The 19532-nt window shown below is 41.7% G+C and carries 19 protein-coding genes and 1 tRNA gene; 18 read left to right on the forward strand and 2 right to left on the reverse strand.

Features of this window, described 5'->3' with window-relative positions:
• Positions 1–18: 18 nt before the first annotated feature.
• Both TDIS_RS09715 and TDIS_RS09720 read right to left on the reverse strand, forming a co-directional pair.
• Entirely contained in the window at positions 19–978 is a 960-nt protein-coding gene (locus TDIS_RS09715) for a PhoH family protein (RefSeq protein WP_068671695.1), read from the reverse strand.
• A 34-nt stretch (positions 979–1012) separates the two neighbouring features.
• Entirely contained in the window at positions 1013–2788 is a 1776-nt protein-coding gene (locus TDIS_RS09720) for a chloride channel protein (protein ID WP_068671696.1), read from the reverse strand.
• 132 nt (positions 2789–2920) lie between these two features.
• On the opposite strand from TDIS_RS09720, the gene TDIS_RS09725 reads away from it, so the two are divergent.
• The 18 genes from TDIS_RS09725 to TDIS_RS11325 form a co-directional block, all read left to right on the forward strand.
• Positions 2921–3400, forward strand: coding sequence for a flavin reductase family protein (locus TDIS_RS09725; protein ID WP_068671697.1), 480 nt, complete (start codon positions 2921–2923; stop codon positions 3398–3400).
• Positions 3401–4051 carry a tetratricopeptide repeat protein gene (locus TDIS_RS09730; RefSeq protein WP_068671698.1) on the forward strand — a complete coding sequence of 217 codons (651 nt, stop codon included), beginning with the start codon at positions 3401–3403 and terminating at the stop codon, positions 4049–4051.
• On the forward strand, positions 4048–4539 hold the full coding sequence (locus tag TDIS_RS11480; RefSeq protein ID WP_068671699.1) for a DnaJ family domain-containing protein: 492 nt from the start codon (positions 4048–4050) through the stop codon (positions 4537–4539). Before TDIS_RS09730 ends, TDIS_RS11480 begins: the two co-directional genes overlap by 4 nt.
• Positions 4540–4580: 41 nt before the next feature.
• Positions 4581–4657, forward strand: a tRNA-Pro gene (locus TDIS_RS09740).
• 615 nt (positions 4658–5272) lie between these two features.
• Complete coding sequence (locus tag TDIS_RS09745; RefSeq protein WP_068671700.1) at positions 5273–6694, forward strand: DNA recombination protein RmuC; 1422 nt, start codon at positions 5273–5275, stop codon at positions 6692–6694.
• Between the two features lie 154 nt (positions 6695–6848).
• Positions 6849–7067 carry a ribbon-helix-helix protein, CopG family gene (locus TDIS_RS09750; protein WP_068671701.1) on the forward strand — a complete coding sequence of 73 codons (219 nt, stop codon included), beginning with the start codon at positions 6849–6851 and terminating at the stop codon, positions 7065–7067.
• Positions 7064–7465, forward strand: coding sequence for a putative toxin-antitoxin system toxin component, PIN family (locus tag TDIS_RS09755; RefSeq protein ID WP_068671702.1), 402 nt, complete (start codon positions 7064–7066; stop codon positions 7463–7465). The genes TDIS_RS09750 and TDIS_RS09755 overlap by 4 nt, the downstream gene beginning before the upstream one ends.
• 108 nt (positions 7466–7573) lie before the next feature.
• Complete coding sequence (locus TDIS_RS09760; RefSeq protein ID WP_068671703.1) at positions 7574–7852, forward strand: hypothetical protein; 279 nt, start codon at positions 7574–7576, stop codon at positions 7850–7852.
• Entirely contained in the window at positions 7849–10305 is a 2457-nt protein-coding gene (locus TDIS_RS09765) for a type I restriction-modification system subunit M (RefSeq protein ID WP_068671704.1), read from the forward strand. Before TDIS_RS09760 ends, TDIS_RS09765 begins: the two co-directional genes overlap by 4 nt.
• Positions 10306–10324: 19 nt before the next feature.
• A complete protein-coding gene (locus TDIS_RS11265; protein WP_167348296.1) occupies positions 10325–10489 on the forward strand; it encodes a hypothetical protein in 165 nt (54 codons plus the stop codon).
• A gap of 95 nt (positions 10490–10584) precedes the next feature.
• Complete coding sequence (locus TDIS_RS09770) at positions 10585–11400, forward strand: hypothetical protein (RefSeq protein WP_068671705.1); 816 nt, start codon at positions 10585–10587, stop codon at positions 11398–11400.
• A gap of 151 nt (positions 11401–11551) precedes the next feature.
• Positions 11552–12844 (forward strand): restriction endonuclease subunit S, encoded by a 1293-nt coding sequence (locus tag TDIS_RS09775; RefSeq protein WP_068671706.1) that lies wholly within the window; start codon positions 11552–11554, stop codon positions 12842–12844.
• Complete coding sequence (locus TDIS_RS09780) at positions 12816–14576, forward strand: AAA family ATPase (protein WP_068671707.1); 1761 nt, start codon at positions 12816–12818, stop codon at positions 14574–14576. The genes TDIS_RS09775 and TDIS_RS09780 overlap by 29 nt, the downstream gene beginning before the upstream one ends.
• 212 nt (positions 14577–14788) lie before the next feature.
• Positions 14789–15085, forward strand: a complete 297-nt coding sequence (locus TDIS_RS09785) for a nucleotidyltransferase family protein (protein WP_068671708.1) — start codon at positions 14789–14791, stop codon at positions 15083–15085.
• Positions 15078–15440 carry a HepT-like ribonuclease domain-containing protein gene (locus TDIS_RS09790; protein WP_068671709.1) on the forward strand — a complete coding sequence of 121 codons (363 nt, stop codon included), beginning with the start codon at positions 15078–15080 and terminating at the stop codon, positions 15438–15440. The genes TDIS_RS09785 and TDIS_RS09790 overlap by 8 nt, the downstream gene beginning before the upstream one ends.
• Positions 15424–18639 carry a type I restriction endonuclease subunit R gene (locus tag TDIS_RS09795; protein ID WP_068671710.1) on the forward strand — a complete coding sequence of 1072 codons (3216 nt, stop codon included), beginning with the start codon at positions 15424–15426 and terminating at the stop codon, positions 18637–18639. The genes TDIS_RS09790 and TDIS_RS09795 overlap by 17 nt, the downstream gene beginning before the upstream one ends.
• Positions 18640–18643: 4 nt before the next feature.
• The gene (locus tag TDIS_RS09800) at positions 18644–19321 is read left to right on the forward strand and encodes a M48 family metallopeptidase (protein WP_208595701.1); all 678 of its coding nucleotides are present in this window, start codon (positions 18644–18646) and stop codon (positions 19319–19321) included.
• A gap of 6 nt (positions 19322–19327) precedes the next feature.
• A partial coding sequence (locus tag TDIS_RS11325) for a hypothetical protein (protein WP_208595702.1) occupies positions 19328–19532 on the forward strand: 205 nt, incomplete at its 3' end.

The following is a 19532-nucleotide window of genomic DNA, read 5'->3' on the forward strand; positions in this document are numbered from 1 at the left end:
CCGGTATAGTCCGAGTCTTCACTTACTTCTCTCCCCTTTTTTCTCGTAAGCCTCAATAATCTTTTGGACCAAAGAATGTCTGACTACATCTTTTTTGGTAAAAAACACAAAAGCAATACCTTCTACATCCTTTAGAATCTCCACCGCTTCTACTAGCCCCGAACGCTTAGGTTCCGGGAGATCTATCTGCGTAACATCTCCGGTTATAACCGCCTTTGATCCATATCCTAAACGCGTTAGGAACATCTTCATCTGGTCGGAGGTAGTATTCTGGGCCTCATCGAGAATAATGAAAGCCTCGTTCAGGGTTCTTCCTCGCATAAAAGCCAAAGGGGCTACTTCAATCACACCTTTTTGTAGAAGGCGAGAGACCTTGTCGAAAGGAAGCATGTCGTAAAGGGCGTCGTAAAGTGGCCGTAGATAGGGATTGACCTTCTCCGCTATGTCGCCGGGGAGAAATCCTAGTTTTTCCCCGGCTTCCACCGCCGGCCTCACCAAAATAATCCGGGAAACCTCACCCCGCATAAGAAAAGAAACGGCCATAGCCATGGCTAAATATGTCTTTCCGGTACCGGCCGGACCAACTCCAAAAACGATGTCGTTTTGTCGAATAGCTTCAATATAGCGTTTCTGGGCCACCCCCTTAGGGGTGATAACCTTGCGGCCTGAGGTCACAAAAACAGTATCCAAGAAGATATCCCGCAGGTTGGCCTTCGGATTTTCAGAAAGGATACGGGCGGCGTATTCTACATCACTGGGATAAAGGGTATAGCCGGCTTTAAGTAAGCCGTATAATTCCTCAAAGGCCCTATCCGCAAGTTCGGTATCTATAGGGTCTCCGGTAATAAGAACCTGGTTCCCACGGGCTGTGATCTGGACCCGAAAGGCCTTTTCCAAGGCCTTTAAATGGGCCCCACGCTCACCAAAAAGATGGCGAGCCAGTTTGTAATCCTCGAAAGTTCTTTCAACTGTAACCAAGTCTCCCTACACCTCCTACGTTATTTATTAAATTTTACACCACATAAATCAGATTTTCAGCTCGACGCATTTTTTCGAGTTGCTGGTTATAAAAGTTAATTACTTCCCGTCGACTTATCATTCCGAGAAAAATCCGGGGATCTTCGGTTTTTACAACCGGAAGTTGATCAATGTTCCGAATGGTAAACTTCCGCAAAACGGTATTGATATCTTCTTCGGGATGGGTGGTAATCACATCCCTGCGAGCAATATCTTTGATAATCAAAAGATCCCAAAGATCTTCATTTAGGAGATAGGGCCGAACATCATTAATTGAGAATATCCCCGAGAGCCGTCCTTCGGCATCCACCACTGGGAAATATTGCTGTTCCGTCCGGCCAAACAGTTTTACGAACTGTCTCAAGGTCATATCCTCTGGAATTACCGCCCAGACCTTTTCTGGCTGAAAGATATCTTTGACTTTGATGTCCGCCAGAATGTCGGTAAAGAATTCTCCGCGGTGAGCCGGCGAATGTACCCGGTTCGGCACCTGAGAGTCGTAGAGACTCTTTACAGGCAACGGGGAAGACAGGGCCGTCTGCACGATATAGGCCAGCATCACGGAAAGGGTCGTAGCCGGCATAAGGGCGAAGGCCCCTGTAATTTCAAGAACGATAAAGATGTTGGCCATAGGGGCCCTGGCTGCGGCCCCAAAAACTGAGGCCATGCCAATCACCACGTAAGGAGCCGGAGGCTGATTAAAAAGATAGGCTACGAAACCGCCGAGCATGCCACCTACAAAAAGGCTAGGGGCAAAATCTCCGCCTGAGCCGCCCGAGCCAATAGTAAGGGAGAAAGCCAAAATCTTGGCCAGACATAGAAGAAGCATAAGTTTCCCGGGGAGCTCTCCATCGATGGCTTTCTGTAACCAGCCGTAGCCTATACCGAGCACCTGAGGCAAAGCCAATCCCATGAGTCCCAGGAGTAGCCCCCCAAACGCTGAACGCAGATAAAAGGGTAGGGGCAGACGCTCAAATAACCTTTGGGTATAGTGAAAAACCAAGGGAGCAATAGTCCCCACAATCCCTGCAAGCACTCCAAGGACCAAAAAACCTAAATACTGTTCCGGGGAGGTTATGGAAAGGTCCTCCGGGACCCGAAAGAGGGGTTCCCAGCCCACCACGAACCCGCTCACCAGATAGGCCACTCCCGCGGAAAAGATGCAGTAAATCAGGGCTTGGGTCTCGAACTCGATTTGACTATAAAGAACTTCTACCGCAAAAAAGGCCGTCCCCATAGGCGAACGGAAAATGGCCGAAAGGGCCCCGGACATACCCATTAGGAGAAGGAGACGCCTTTCGCTAGAAGATCTTCGAAAAAGGGTCCCATATAGAGAACCAATGCCGGCCCCGATCTGTGAGGCTGGTCCCTCTCGACCGGCTGAACCTCCCGAACCTAAAGTGATGGCGGAAGCAAACATCTTCACCCAGGGTACTCGGGCCCGGATGTAGCCCTCAAGAAAATGAAAGGCCCTGATAGCAGCCTCGGTTCCGTGTCCTCGGGCTTCGGGAGCCAGGAGATATACCAAAAGCCCGGAAAGGAAACCTCCTATGGTGGTCACTAGGGGAATAAGGGCCAAGCCATATGGCCCTACGACTTCCTGAGGAAGGCCGCCTTCATTAGGAAGTCCAGGAGGATGATAGAGCGCAATTTTTCCTAAAAAGAACTCCTGGGAAAAATCTACCATGAGGCTAAAAAGCCGGGCGACAATGGCCCCTACTAATCCCAGGAAAACGGCATCCAGAAGAAGTCTGGCCTGCTTCCTTTTCAAAGAATAAGTACCTCCTTACCTCTTTGAAGTTCTCTCTAATATACCTTTTTGACCTCTTTATCCAAGCCTGCTTGCTTTTTTAAGCTCTTTTGTGGTATGCTTTCATAAATTCTTGCTACGAGGAGGTAACCTATGGGTCTCCAAAAACTCATAACCCAATATATTCCCCAGGGGGTTTATGTAATTACGGTAAGACATGGAGAAAAGATAAACGGCATGACTGCCGCTTGGGTGGGACAAGTCTCTTTCAAACCTCGGTTGCTCTCGGTAGCTATTGCGCCTCAACGTTATACCTATGAACTCCTCAAGGAATCCGGAGTTTTCTGCATCAACGTCTTAGGAGAGGATCAGGTCGACTTAGCCCGACATTTCGGTTTCAAATCCGGGCGGGACGAAAACAAGTTTGAGGGGGTTCCTTACCTAAACGCCCTTAAAGGTTCCCCAGTGCTCAAGGTGGCCATTGCTTATTTTGAGTGTACGGTAGTTTCTACCTGCGAAGCCGGTGATCACGTGCTTTTCATCGGAGAAGTCGGGGATTATGCTGTCCAGGTAGAAGGGGCCAAGCCTCTCATCTTCCGTTGGAACGATTATTTTGGAGGGGTGGAGGCTTAAATGAGAAGGGAAGAAACTGCCGCGGGAGAGGAAATTTTAGTCCTCCATGAAAGATGGGTTAGAGTCGTACAAAAACATCTGCGCGAGATAGTAACGGCGATAGTAGCCATAGTCCTAGTGCTTTCACTCCTGACAGGCTACCGAACTTATCATGAAAGAAAAGAGGCCAAAGCCGCTCTTCTTTACGCTCAGGCCATCTCTTTGAAAGATATGGAGGCCGCCCGAAAAAAATTAGAAGAGGTGGCCCAAAAGTATTCCGGAACAGTAGCTGCCAGGGAGGCCCTTCTAAATCTCTGGGAGTTGTCTCTGGCGAAACGAAGCCCTGATCTCCAAACGAGACTTAAAGCTTTAAAAAGAAAAGCTCCTGGTGAACTCAAGTTTTCCTTCTCTCTGGCCGAGGGGTATCTCCTGGAAGAAAAGGGAAAATATAAGGAAGCCGAGCAAAAGTATCAAAAGGTTCTTAAAAAGGCTCCCTTTTCGGGCATAGTAGTCTATGCTGACTTGGCCCGAGTTTACGAGGCCTTAAAGGATTGGCCCAAGGCCCTTGAGGCCTATCGGAAGTATCTTGAACTCAAGCCTCCTTCAGGTGGCCTCCACTTTGTAGAATACAAACTTGCCAAAATAGAACAGGCCCTTTCAAAAACAAAATGAGCCTTCTCATTTTTCAGCGTCTAGCCGAAGAAAGGATCAGGGAAGCCATTCGGAAAGGAGAATTTGACAATCTCCCTGGCAAAGGCAAACCCCTAAAGCTTGAGGACCTGAGCCTCGTTCCGGAAGAACTTCGCTTGGCTTACAAAGTCCTCAAAAATGCTGGCTTTGTGCCCCCAGAAGTGCAACTGCAAAAGGAGATTCGCAATCTGGAAGATCTCCTTGAAACTTTGGGAGATGAAGAAGTGGAAAAGCAGTACCGGGTAATAAAACGACTTAATTTCCTTATCATGCAGTTGAATCAGTTCCAACGGAAATCCGTGTTGCTTGAAAAAGAGCAATATTATTACCAAAAAGTGGCCGAAAGAGTCGAACGTTTAAGGGCCAAAGAGAAAAAAAACGCCGGACGATCGATAGACTGGTCAAGCCTTTCACAAAAGGTAACGCTGACGAGATATCTTTCCGATTCTTCTTTAAAGAAGCGCTCCTAACCGCTTGACACCCAGAGCTAGTGGTTTAATGTAAAGGGCGTCGGGACGTAGCTCAGCCTGGCAGAGCACTGGCTTCGGGAGTCAGGGGTCGCAGGTTCAAATCCTGCCGTCCCGACCAAAAATTAACGATTTCTTGAGGACTTACGAAAGATTATTCCTTGCCTAAGGCACTTTTGGAACACCTGTCCTCTAACTTCCCAGTAAGTCGCAAAAATTCTGTTGCAATTCATTCTCAATAAGGCGGGTTTCTTCAAATCCATTCCCGATTTTGGGCAATTATTCGCGATTTTCCCCCACACTCGTGGGCTTAAGGTTGCAAGTGAGAATATAATATCTTTTAAATACAGAAATGAGGAGGCAAGCATGGCTATTGATCAGGCTAGGCACATGAAGTTGAGTACATAGAACCGGCAAAGTTTTTCAGAAAATCAAATAACTTTTGAGCTGTCTTGAAATTTAGGCCCTTTCGGATAGCGGAGTCAACAAATTTTTCCCGGTGGAGCTCTAGCTCCTCCCTAAATTTTCTTCCCCAGGCCCGAGTGCTTTTGGTTAGTTGTGGTTATATTCTCAAATGTTAAGAAAACAGTTGCCTTATTAAAAATGGATATATCGAGAGGACTTTGTAAAGGTCTCTAAAAAATAGATTTAATCGAGCTAGTTAAACATGAAATAGCACTCTATAGCTGGTAAAACGGATAATAATGGCTAAATAGTTCTAAGGAGGCCCTAAGATATGTTTCCGGAATGGGGTTATTTACTGATGGGTTTTTTGATCGGAGGCGGGGCTTTGTGGTTACACGCCAAACGGGAAAGGAATGAACTTTTCCAGAAATTTGAAGGCCTGCAAGAAGAACTGATCCAGAAAAAGACGGAGCTGGCGCAGCTCAGTGAAAGATTGGCCCGAGAAGAGCAGTACAGAGAGAAGCTGGAGACGGAAAAGGCCGAACTCTTCGAGAGACTTGAGGAAGCCCAAAAGGAACTCGCCCTGCGGCAGGCAGAAATTGCCAAGCTCAAGGAAAGGATAACCCAGGAGGAAGAACATTTCCGGGAAAAACTCGAGATCATAGAGAAGGCCCAAAAGGAGCTGGAAAACACCTTCAAGGCCCTGTCTTCGGAGATTTTTCAGAAAAACACGGAAAATTTCTTAAAGCTAGCCCAGGATCGTCTTTCCGTTTTCAGAGAGGAAATTCAGGGGCAACTCAAAGCCAAAGAGGAGGCCATTGACCGGCTGACCCAGCCTATAAAGGAGGCCTTGGAGAAGGTAAACCGCGAAATCAAGGAGATGGAGGAGAAACGAGAGGGGGCTTACAAAAGTCTTCAAGAGAGCCTCCGAAACCTGGTGGAGGTATATCTCCCAAGGCTTCAAAAAGAGACGGAAAATCTTTCGAGAGCCCTCAGACAGCCTAGAATAAGGGGCAGGTGGGGAGAAATTCAGCTAAAGCGTGTGGTAGAAATGGTGGGGATGCTTCCTAAGTGTGACTTTGAGGAACAGACATCTTTTTCCACCGATGAGAGGACCCTCCGGCCGGACATGATCATCAGGCTTCCAGGAGGGAGGATTATTGCGGTGGACGCCAAGGTTCCCTTTGAGGTCTACATAGAGGCCATTGAAGAAGAAAACGAGGATGAGGCGCACAAAAAGATACAGGAATATGTGGCGGGGCTCAAAAACCATATTAAAAGTCTATCCCAGAAAAGATACTGGGAGGCGATAGAGTCCCGGTGGCAAAAGAGCCCGGAATTTGTCATTCTCTTTTTGCCGGCTGAAGGCCTGTTTTCGGCGGCTTTAAAGAGCGATCCCGAGATCGTGGAGTTCGGTGCCAAACACAAGGTCCTTCTGGCCACCCCGATAACCCTCATAGCCATCCTCAAGGCCGTGGCTTACGCTTGGCAGGAACAGGAGCTTGCCGAAAACGCGAGGGAGATCGCCCATTTAGGGAAGCAACTTTATGAGCGTCTTAGAGTTCTCACCGAGCACTTCAATGATCTGGGAAACAGACTAAAGCAGGCGGTAGAGGCCTACAACAAAACCGTGCGTTCTTACGAAAGCCGAATTCTGGTCACCGCCCGGAAGTTTGAGGATTTCCGCATGATCTCCCCGGAAAAGAAAATCCCTGACTTAACCGAAATTTCCACCTATCCTTTGGAGAAATAAAAACTTTTCTATCCACTCGAAGATACGTTGTTCCCGTTCTGGTTTGTCTTTTTTGCAGGTCTATCACCGATGGAATGATATATGGTGGTAGCCTGGGGTCTACGCTTGAGATTGGGGCAGTTTGGGTGTATTAAATTGTAGTGGAGGTGATGAAATGCGAGCAGTTTTGTCGGTAAGCCTTCCCGAAAAGCTGGCCAGGGAGTTGGAGGCTTTCGCCAAGGAAACCGGCCGCAATAAAAGCGATATCGTACGAGAGTCTCTAACCCTTTATCTCTGGGAAGCCCGGTTCAAGCGTCTTAGAAAGCAGCTCAGGCCTTTCGCCAAAAAGGCTGGTTTGATGACCGAGGAAGATGTTTTTGAGCAGATTTCATGAGGGTAGTCTTCGATACAAATGTTTTGGTGGCGGCTTTTGTCACGGAAGGATTATGTTCTGTGTTACTCGCCCGTGCTCGTCGAGGAGAATTTGATCTTTTCGTTTGCCCGAAGATTTTGGAAGAATTTGAAAGGATTCTATCGGAAAAGATAAAAGTTCCGCGAGCCCTGATTGAAGAAGCTTTAAGTATGATCTTGGAAGCCTCCGAGATGATACAGCCCACTAGAGCCATTCAAGGAGTTTGCCGCGACGAAGATGATGACCAGATCCTGGCCTGTGCCCTTTCAGCCGAAGCGGATTACCTCGTGAGCGGGGATAAAGATCTTTTGGAGATTGGTAGCTTTGGAAACCTTAAAATCGTCCCTCCGAGAGATTTTGAGGCCTTGTTTGAGGATTAAGTATTGCCTAGTGATTCTAGTTTACGGTGCAACTCGCCCCTTTTCTATGGAACTCTTTTTTGTTATGGTTGGGAAAAGTCAGGGGGGTAAAACGGCCGTCCAAGGCGAATGATAATCCCAGAACCCGGCCAGATAGTAAGGGTAAGGAACCAGACCTTTTTAGTTCAAGATGTTCACCCCTACTCAAACCCTGAGGCCACCTTTCACAAAGTCACCCTTGAGTCCTTGGAGGATCACCGCTTAGGCACATCCCTTGAAGTTATTTGGGAGCTTGAAGTCTCTCCCCGGGTCGAAGACGTGATAAGTTTTCCCGACCTTTCGGCCTGGGACCCTCCGGAAAGATTGGCCTCGGGTAAAAATATTTTGGATCTGGAGTGGAGATCATGAATAACGGAAAAATCACCTTGAAACAGCTCGAAACACACCTGTTTAAAGCCGCCGATATCCTGAGAGGCAAGATGGATGCCTCTGAATATAAGGAATACATCTTCGGCATGTTGTTTCTAAAGCGAGTTTCCGATGTCTTTGAGGCCAAGCAGGAAGAACTCAAAGAAAAGTTTAAAGCCCAAGGCTTTTCGGACCAGGAAGTAGAAGAACTTATCGAAGACCCCAATTTATACGCTGAGACCTTTTTTGTCCCTGAAAGGGCAAGGTGGAAGAACATCCTAAAACTTAAAGAAGATGTGGGAAACCAGTTAAACAAGGCCCTTTCCGCTTTGGAAGAACACAATCCCGAACTGGAAGGCGTTTTGAGGCATATAGATTTCAATGCGGTTAAGGGAAAAACCCGCCTCAAAGATCAGCAACTGGTGGATTTGATCCACCACTTCAATAAATACAGGTTAAGAAACGAAGATTTTGAGTTCCCTGACTTACTGGGAGCGGCCTATGAGTATCTGATTAAAGAATTTGCGGACTCTGCGGGCAAAAAAGGCGGCGAGTTTTATACTCCTTCGCAAGTAGTGCGGTTAATGGTGAGGCTTGTAAAACCGCAGGAAGGTATGACGGTGTATGACCCAACTTGTGGTTCCGGAGGTTTCCTCATCCAGGCAAGGCAGTATGTGGAGGAGCAAGGGCAGGATCCGAGAAACCTGGCTCTCTACGGTCAGGAATTGAATGGAGTTACCTGGTCGATCTGCAAGATGAATATGATTCTGCATGATATTCCCGATGCCTATATAGAGAATGAAGATACCATTACCACTCCTATGTTTGTTGAAAATGGATACATAAAGCGCTTCGACAGGGTTTTGGCCAATCCTCCTTTTTCTCAGAACTATAGCAAAGCAAACATGCAATATCCTGAAAGGTTCAAGTATGGCTTCACTCCGGAAAATGGAAAAAAAGCCGACTTGATGTTTTTACAACACATGATCGCCAGCCTTAAGGATGATGGCGTTATGGCCACCGTAATGCCTCACGGAGTTCTTTTCAGAGGGGGGCAGGAGAAGGCCATTAGAGAAGGAATTGTAAAGGATGACCTGATTGAGGCCATAATAGGCCTTCCCCCAAAACTTTTCTATAACACGGGCATACCTGCCTGCATCATAGTGATAAACAAGAGAAAGCCACCCCATCTCAAAGGAAAAATTCTCTTTATAAATGCTGATCGGGAATACGGAGAGGGAAGAAACCAAAACTATCTTAGGCCTGAAGACATTGAGAAAATTGTTACCGTCTTTGAGGAGAAAAAGGAAATTCCGAAGTATTCAAGACTTGTGGATCTCAAGGAAATTGAGGAAAACGATTTTAACCTGAATATAAGAAGATACGTTGACAACTCTCCGGATCCTGAGATTGAGGACGTCCACGCCCATCTTGTCGGTGGAGTGCCCAAAAGAGAAGTAGAAATCTACAAAAAACAGATGGAGAAGTTCAGAATCGGCCCGGAGGTTTTATTAAAGGAGAAAGATGACCGGTATTTTGAATTCAAAGAGATAAGCGAAAAAAACAAAATAAGAGAGATAGTTGAAAATCACAGTGGAGTTAAAGGAGTAATCTCAGAGCATTTTGAAAGGCTTTCCGAATGGTGGGAGAAGGTAAAAAAGGAGATAGAGGGTTTTCACGGCGGGAGCAACCTCTGGGATTTCAGAAACAGGGCAATAGCTGATTTGAAAGAAAAGTTACTGCCTCTTGGCGTTCTGGATGAGTTTCAGATTGCTGGCGTATTTGTCAACTGGTGGGAAGCCCTGCGATACGACTTTAAGACCATCATTTCCTCCGGCTGGAGTAAAAGGCTGATTGAAGACGACAGGATTAAGAAAAAATTCTTTTCTCAAGATTTAGAGGAGATCGAAGAGCTAGAGAGCAGGATTGCAGAAGTTGAAGGCGAACTGAACGAACTTCTAGATGAAGTTGAGGACTGGGATGAGGAAGAATACGGAAAGAAGACCGCCAGTAAAGTGAAGAATTACCTGAAACAGATCGCCAAAGATTTGCGAGCCACTTTGCAGGAATCCGCCCTTAGAGAAGCCTCAAAGTGGGAAAGTTTGATCCAAAAAATAGAAAAAAAAGAAAGAGAACTGAGAAAGATTAAAAGAGACCTGAGAACAAAGGAGCAAGAGCTTGAAGAGAAAATAAAGCACAAGCGAGAATCTTTAACCGAAGGAGAGGCGAAAGAACTGCTCCTTGAGAAGTTTTACGATTTGATAAGCCAGCAGTTAGAGAAGTATCTGAATGCTGAAAAGAAAGACCTGATTAAGATTTTTGAGAAGCTGTGGGACAAATACAGCGTTTCACTGGAACAGTGGAAGAAAGAGCGAGATGAGGAAGTGCGAAAGCTTGACGATTTTCTGATAAGGCTGGGGTACTATGGAATATCTGCAAAAACTAGGACTTAATGAGAGGTAGATTAAGCTAATGAAATTTGTAAAAGAAAACAAGGTTATAACCCTGTCCTCCGCAAAAAATTTGATACCTGATGTTTCGGACAAGACACTTTATAGAGACTTGCAGGAGTTGGTTAGAAAAAAGATACTAAAAGAAATTGGTGAAAAGAAGGGAAGAAAATATGTTCCTGCATAACAGGAATTTATCAGACATAACAACCATATTTTGGGCATTTATATGAATGGAACAAAATAAGGTGATATAGTTTAATAAGAGGAGAGATAACCGAAATGTACGAAGACTGTTTTTTGGCTTACCTGGACATACTGGGTTTTAAGGATAAAATAAAAGAGACAGAAATAAACCTAAAAGAATTAAAAACTTTAATTGAAGCTTTAAAAATAAATACGAAGTTCACACAATCAGGTGGAAAAAAGACAACAGCTAGTGGGACGCTCGAAATACGGAGTTTCTTCTTTTCAGACAGTTTCCTTTTCATGATGAAAGCAAACAAAGAAAATCTACCACATCTCTTTCTTATTATCCGGTATCTGCAAGATAGACTTTGGGAATACAAACTGTGTTTAAGAGGTGCTATGGTAAAGGGGAAGATGTACTGGCCTAATATAAGAGAGAACATAATTTTAGGTCCTGCTATGATTAAAGCTTATAAGCTGGAGTCTGAAGTTGCAATATACCCAAGAATAATTGTAAGCGAAGATCTATACCGCTACATCAAAGATAAGAAAATTTCTGCATATCCTGTGTCCGAAGAGGGGGAATTAAAAGAATTTATCAAAAAAGACAAAGATGGCGTTTATTTTTTTGATATACTTAATCCAAATATTTTGAGAAAAAAAGGAGAAAAGATAATTACGATAAATGAAAGAGAAAACATGATAGATAATGATACAAAATACGGGAAGTCTTTTAGTATTACATGGAATTCATCTGAAGTTAGTAATTACGAGAATATCATAACTACAGTAAAAGAAATAGTCAAAAATAGTAAGGGAAATCAAAATCCGGTGGTTAAGCAAAAATATAGTTGGTTGTCGTACTATTTAGAAGAAGTACAAGAAAGAGAAAAGGAGGGCAAGAAATAATAGATAACATTTCTGAGGATTGTTCAAAGAAAATAGTGGCAAAAGAGCCGGTTTCTAGTATGAGATTGTAAAGTAATTGCACATATTGCATAATGATTACACATAAATTGCACAATGAATGTAATACTAAAAGAGCAAAAAGGGTATAAAAATGCCTGAAGATGTAAAAGTGTCTGAGGAGTGGAGAAAAATACCATTGCTTGAAAAGTTAGCATTTATTAAAGGTAAAGCTCCAAGAAAATTTTACAATTTCAAAGAAAAAAATACAATAAGGTATTTAACCCCTGAATATTTGCGAGGGAGAAATCACGAAACTCTTTATTGCAACATTAATGAAGCTGAGATAGTCAATGATGATGTAGTCCTACTATGGGATGGGTCTAATGCTGGTGAAATCTTCTTTGCAAAAGATGGAGCAATTGCTTCAACTATGGCAAAAATTGAAATTGATGAAAAATTACATAAACGATTTTTCTACTACTACTTGAAATTCCATGAACCGATTTTCAAATATCAAATAAAGGGCTCAGGAATTCCACACGTTGAAAAGGATATCTTTGGATTGCTGCCTAATACGTTCCCACCCCTCCCCGAACAACGCAAAATCGCCGAAATTCTTGAAACAGTTGATAACGCCATAGAAAAGACGGACAGGATCATAGAGAAATACAAGCGAATCAAGCAGGGCTTGATGCAGGATTTGCTGACCAAAGGTATAGACGAAAACGGACAGATAAGAAGCGAAGAAACGCACAAGTTCAAGGATTCGCCCCTCGGCAGGATTCCGGAGGAGTGGGAGGTTGTGGAGTTAGATGAAGTGGCAGATATAAGACTGAGTAATGTTGATAAAAAAATTAAGCCTAATGAGGTTACAGTTAAACTCTGCAACTATCTGGAAGTTTATCAAAATGAATACATAACTTCAACACTAAACTTTATGAGAGGGACAATCACAAAAAACGAAAAAGGAAAATTTATGATTAATAAAGGCGATGTAATAATAACAAAAGATTCAGAAACGTTTGAAGATATTGCCAAACCTACTTATATTAAGGATGAGATAAAGGATTTGGTATGTGGTTATCATCTTTGTTTACTAAAACCGTATACCAATTTGGTTAATGGGTTATATTTGGCTAAGATTATAGGATTCCATCGAGTGAATAAACATTTCCAGAATTTAGCAAATGGAATTACGAGATTTGGTTTATCAAAAGACACCATTGCTAATGCTTTAATCCCTCTCCCACCACTCCCAGAACAAAAACGCATCGCCTCAATTCTCTCGCAAATAGACGAAACCATTGAAAAAGAGCAAAAATATAAAGAAAAACTTGAAAGAATTAAGCGGGGACTGATGGAAGATTTACTTACGGGAACGATCAGAGTTAGCTCTTTAATTGAGGGGGGACCGGATGAAAATAAAAAGAATACATATCCATAATTTTCGTTCTATAAAGGATGTAAGTATTGAATTGGAGAATTACTCTCTACTTATTGGAGAAAATAATGCTGGGAAAACAAATATTATGAGGGCGTTAAGAGTTTTTTATGATGATTTGAAATATGATCCGAAAAAAGATTGGCCCAAATTTAATGATGTTAGTGATGACGAAGCATGGATAGAGATAAAATATTTAACTACGGATGAAGAACAAGCGCAATTAAAGAAGGAGTATAGGAGCAATGACAATATTTTGAAGGTGAGAAAAATTCTAAAGACCAATAAAGAACCGTTCAAATCGAAAGTTAAAGCAAATCAAAGCAATATTTTCGCTTATGAGAATGAAACTTTATCGGAAAATTTCTTTTATGGAGCAAAGAATATATCTCAATCTAAATTAGGGACCATTATTTACATACCCGAAATAAGTAAAATTGAGGAATCCATCAAAATGACTGGACCTTCTCCTCTTAGGAATATACTGCATTTTGTAATTAAAAAAATAATAGAAAAAAGTGAGAGTTATGCATCTCTTAGATCTGCATTTGAAGATTTTAATAAAAATTTTAAGGAAGAGTCTATTGATGGAATTTCCCTTGCAAATTTAACAGAAGAAATAAACAAAGAACTTAAAGAATGGAATGTGAAATTTGGGTTAGATATAAATCCGATAAGAATAGATGATATCATTGCAAAACTTGTCTCTCATTATATTGAGGATAGCCAATTAGATGATCAAAGATTAAGCATTGATTCTTTTGGGCAGGGATTGCAACGACACTTGATATATACACTTATAAAATTATCTACAAAATATACTGATACTCCGAAAACTGCAAAAAAGGATTTTTCTCCTGATTTCACGTTAATTTTATTTGAAGAACCAGAGGCTTTTTTACATCCTTCGCAACAAGAAAAATTAAATATCAGTTTAGCTAAATTGGCAGAAGATGAAAGTCAACAGATATTAATTACAACACATTCTCCTATGTTTGTAAGCAAAAATATAAGCAATATTTCTTCTTTGATAAAAGTCAACAGAGATAAAGAAACAAAAACTTTTCAGATCAAAAAAGAAGAAATTGATTCTTTATACGATGAGAACACTTCTATGTTTCAATTTTTCTTAGATAAATTAAATTCTCAAGATATAGGTGACGAATTAAAACAAAAAATAAGAAAGAGAAATCTGGCAAGAGAAACAGACAATGTGGAAATCAAATTGAAAGAAGAATCTTTTAAATATTTTCTGTGGCTTGATAGCGAGAGATCAAATCTATTTTTCGCTAAACATGTTGTTATTTGTGAAGGTGCTACGGAAAAAATATTTTTTGATTATTTGATAAATACAAAATGGTCCGATCTAAAAGACCGACATATTTATTTTTTGGATTCTATGGGGAAATTTAATGTTCATCGATATATGAACCTTTTTAACTTATTGGGGATTAACCATTCCGTATTAATAGACAGAGATAAAGATATAGAAATTCACGATCTAATAAATAGCTTCATAGAAGATAATAAAAATGAATTTACCTGCAAAATACATTATTTTGACCCTGATATAGAAGGTTTTTTAGGTATTGAAAAACCAAAAGATAGTAGACAGAAACCATTAAATATAATGGTTAAATACTCAGAAGGACAAATACCTGAATCTAAAATAAATGAATTGCGAGCTATTATAGAAGGATTATTAAAGCATGACCAAAATGTACCGCAAGCTTGACGAAAAACACTATGCGGAAAACCCCTTCCTGGCCCAGCTCAAGAAGCTCGGCTGGAAGATTTACAGGCAGAACAAAGACAATAAGGGAAATTGAAAAGGAGCAAAAATACAAAGAAAAACTTGAAAGAATTAAGCAAGGATTGATGGAGAATTTGTTGACTGGAAAGGTGAAAGTTAATCACCTGATTAAGGATGCTTAAGTAAAGAAAATTATGAAAAGCCTCGAAGAAATAAGAAAATTTATAAAGAATCAAAAAAAAGAACTGGAGCAAAGATTCGGAATCAAAACGATCGGTATTTTCGGTTCTTATGCCAGAAATGAACAAACCGAAAAAAGCGATCTGGACGTTCTTATAGAATTTAAAGAAGGATATGAGACCTTCAGAAATTACATGCAGTTAAAATTTTATCTTGAAGATAATCTCGGAATGGAAGTTGACCTGGTTATAGCTTCTACCTTAAAAGAAAGATTGAAACCTTATATAATGAAAGAAGTCTTATATGTCTAAGAAAAGAAGTTTAAAGCTTTACCTTGAAGATATTCTTGAAGAGATCCAACGAATTAAAAGATTTACCGAAGGAGTTGTCAACTATGAAGATTTTAAGAATAATGAGCTGTTATTGTACGCCGTTTTGAAATCTCTGGAAAATATTGGAGAAGCAGTTAAAAATATCCCCGAAGACAAAAGAAAGTTGTACCCTTTACCCTGGAGAGAAATAGCCGGAATGAGAGATATACTTATTCATGAATATTTTGGAATCAACACCAAAATTGTCTGGGATATTATAAAAACTGAATTGCCGGAACTTGAAAAGGCCATTGTTTTCTTGATTGAAAAGGTCGGAAATGTACCGCAAGCTTGACGAGGAACACTATGTAGAAAACCCCTTCCTTGCCCAACTTCAAAAGCTCGGCTGGAAGATTTACAGGCAGAACAAAGATAATCCTGAAGAGGTCAGAGAAATCCTCTCCTTCAACCCCTCTTTTGAGCCCGTTTATGGTGGCTACGAAAAATTCAGAGAAAGTTTTAGAGAAGTAATCCTTGAGTATGTTCTGAAAGACTCGATAAAGAGAATAAACCCTTGGATCGAAGAAGACCAGATTAACGAGGTCGTAAGAAGAATCACCACGCCTACCGCAAACTCTCTCCTTGAGGCCAATAGAGAAATTCACGATCTTCTTTTAGAAAACACTTCGGTTTCTGAAAACAGAAAGACCGGAGAAAGAAGCCCCACCGTAAGATTTATTGACTTCGAGAACCCGGAAAACAATTCTTTTATAGCCATCTCGCAATTCAAGGTGAACATCCCCGGAACAGAGAAGCACATTATTCCGGACATCGTTCTTTTTGTAAATGGCTTGCCTTTGGTAGTTGTGGAATGCAAATCTCCCGCTATAGCCGACCCGATGACAGAGGCCATTACCCAGCTCATGCGATACAGCAATCGGCGAGGCGAGAAGGAGGGGAACGAAAAGCTCTTCTGGTACAATCTCTTCATGGTGGCTACCTCCAAGCAGGTAGCCAAGTACGGCTCCATCACCGCGGGATACGAGCACTTTGTGGAGTGGAAAGCCCCCTATCCCTTCAGTTTGTCAGATATAGACGAAAACAAGACCTCGATCACAAGTCAACAGGTTCTAATTCAGGGAATGCTCTCCAAAAATAACCTGCTGGATATTCTCCACACCTTCACCCTTTTCAAAGAGGATTCAAAAGGCGGAACCATAAAGGTCGTTCCGAGGTATCAACAGTTTAGAGCAGTTAAGAAGATCATAAAAAGGATAAAACAAGGCCAAACTCCGGCCGAAAGGGGAGGAATTGTCTGGCACACCCAGGGTTCAGGAAAATCTCTTACCATGATGTTCACTGTAAGAGCAATGTATCACGATCCTGAACTTGCAAACTTCAAAGTAGTTTTTGTCACCGACAGAAGAGATCTGGAAAAGCAACTGAGAGAGACCTCAAAAAGTGTTGGCTACACGGTAAAGCTCGCCCATAACATAGAAAAACTCAAAGAATTGCTAAGAACGAACACACCTGATCTGGTTATGGGAATGATCCATAAGTTTCAGGAAAGGGAACTTAAAAGAAAGTTTCCCGTGCTCAATGAATCTCCCGACATTCTAATAATGATTGATGAGGCTCACAGGACGCAGTACAAACTTTTGGGAGCCAACTTAAGAAAAGCCTTACCCAACGCCACCAAGATTGCTTTCACAGGCACGCCCATTGAAAAGACCGAAAAAACTTTCGGAGACTACATAGATAAGTACAGCATAAGGCAGGCGGTTGAGGATGGGGTAACCGTTGAAATTGTTTATGAAGGAAGGGTTCACAGTGCGGAACTTTCGGATGAAGAGGCGGTGAATGCAAAGTTTGAAGACGTTTTCTCCATGCTTGACGCCGAGCAGAAGTCAAGGATCATGGGGAGATACACGTGGAGGGCTTATCTTGAGGACGAGAACGTCATCAGAGATAAAGCCAAAGATATGATTGACCATTATGTGAAACACGTTTTTCCTAACCGTTTCAAGGCTCAGGTGGTTGCGGTTTCAAGACTTGCGGCCATAAGGTACAAAAAAGCCCTGGAAGAGGCCTTGAAGGAGAAAATTGAAGAGCATGAAAGGGAAGGCTACCCGGATGAAGGTTTGAAACTGCTCAAAAGATTAGAAGTGGCCACGGTTATATCTGCGGCGGCGAATGACCCTCCAGAGTATCGCCCCTACACTGACCCCAAAGAACATGAGAGGGTTATTAAAAGCTTTAAACTTCCTTTTGACCAAACTGACGATAGCGGCCTTGAAGGAAATGTAGGCATTATTGTAGTAAATAATATGCTTATAACCGGTTTTGATGCCCCACTGGAACAGGTAATGTATCTTGATAATGTAATAAAAGAACACAATTTGCTACAAGCAATTGCCAGAGTCAATAGAGTTTACCAGGGCAAAAGTTGTGGCTTTGTCGTTGATTACGTAGGGGTGCTTAAGCATCTTAGAGAAGCGCTAGCTATTTATGCGGATGAAGATATCGATGAAATAAGTCAAGTAGTTGTTAATAAAGCGAAAAGCGTTGATGAATTAAAATTCTGGCATACCCATCTTGACAGCTTCTTTGAAAAATTTGGTGTTGAGAACTGGAGAGAAAATATTGACGAATGCATAGATATTCTTGTTGATGAAGAAGTTAGAGATGAATTTATAACTCTCGTCAGAAAATTTAATAATGCCGTAGATAAAGTGCTCCCGGATCCAGAAGCTCTAAAATATGTTACAGATTTGAAAATCATAAATTTCATTAAAGAATCCGCTAGAAATAGATATAGAGATGACAAGCTCAGTATAAGAGATGCAAGTAAAAAAATAAGAGAAATTGTCGAAGAATATCTTATTTCGAAGGGGGTTGACCCAAAGATTCCTCCTACTCCACTCTTTTCTGAGAGCTTTATACAAAAAGTTAAAAAGAAAAAATCGCCCAAAGCGAGAGCAGAGGAACTCAAGTATGCAATTATAGAACACATAGAGAAACACTATGAAGAAGATCCTGAATTTTACGAAAGATTTTCAGATAGATTGAAAAGGATACTTGAGGAATACAAGGAGAATTGGGAATTGCTTGCTGTTGAGTTAGAAAAGCTTAGAAACGAGATGAAAAAGGGTAGAGAGGCAGAAGAAACATTTGGTTTTGATCCCAAGAAAGAAATGCCATTTTTTGGGTTACTCAAGCAGGAGATATATGGGAAAGATCCCATTGAAAAACTTGGAAAAGATGACATCGATTTACTTGTGAGTTTAACAAAAGATGTTGTTGAAATCATCAAAAAAGAGATTCAATATGTTGATTTTTGGGATAATTACACCAAGCAAAAAAGATTGAAGGCCTACCTCATTTCTCATTTCCTGGGGGCTATCCAGCCAAACAAACCTTCCAAAACCCATGTTTTTAAGGTGAAGGAGGAACCGGCACCATATCTTACCACCCATAAGGGTCTACTGTTCAGAAAAAGGAACGAAATAGCTCAAAAATTGCTGGAACTCGCATATCATGTTTATGCGGGATGATGATATGGAAACAGGAATCAAGATCGAAAAGATAATAAGATCAAGGAGGAAGACCGTCGCCCTCCAGATAACCGATGACGCAACTTTGATCGTTAGGGCGCCATTTGAAGTAAACGAACAAACCATAAAAAATATTGTGACCAGGCACCTAAATTGGATAAGGAAAAAGAGAGATGAGATTCTTTCGAGAGATCCCAAGTTTGTTAAAAAGGAGTTTGTAAACGGGGAAGGCTTTCTTTATCTTGGCAAATATTACAGATTAACCATCGTTGACGGACAGAGTGAACCATTAGTGTTCAAAAACGGTTTCTTTCTTTCGAGAGCCTATCTACCAATCGCAAGAGAGGTTTTTGTTAATTGGTACAGAGAAAAGGCTTATGAAAAGATTGTAGAAAGGGTCGAATGGTACGCCAAAAAGAGAGGGTTCAGATACAATAGGATTAACATCACAAATGCACAAAAAAGATGGGGTTCTTGCTCGCCTAAAGGAAACTTAAATTTCTCCTGGCGACTGATTATGGCTCCGTTACCGGTCATAGATTATGTTGTGGTTCATGAGCTTGTCCATCTCGAAGAGAAGACTCATACAAAATCGTTCTGGAATAAAGTGAAAATGCTTATGCCAGATTATGAGAAACATCAAAATTGGTTAAAGAATAATGGCTATCTTTTGAGGTTATAGTAAAAAATGATTAGAGACTCGTACAGTGCCCCCTCCAGGACGGCACAGGGTATAATCCAGGGAGGAGGGGAAAATGAGTACACCAGAACTAGAAGTCAAGCGCTGGCAGCCAAAAGGGGGAAGAGTTTAAGTGCCCTTATCAGGGAACAGCTTGAAGCCCTGATTCAGGAAAAAATGAATTTGATATCAAGACATCAACTCCAAAAACTCC

Source organism: Thermosulfurimonas dismutans (assembly GCF_001652585.1).
GTDB classification, from domain to species: domain Bacteria; phylum Desulfobacterota; class Thermodesulfobacteria; order Thermodesulfobacteriales; family Thermodesulfobacteriaceae; genus Thermosulfurimonas; species Thermosulfurimonas dismutans.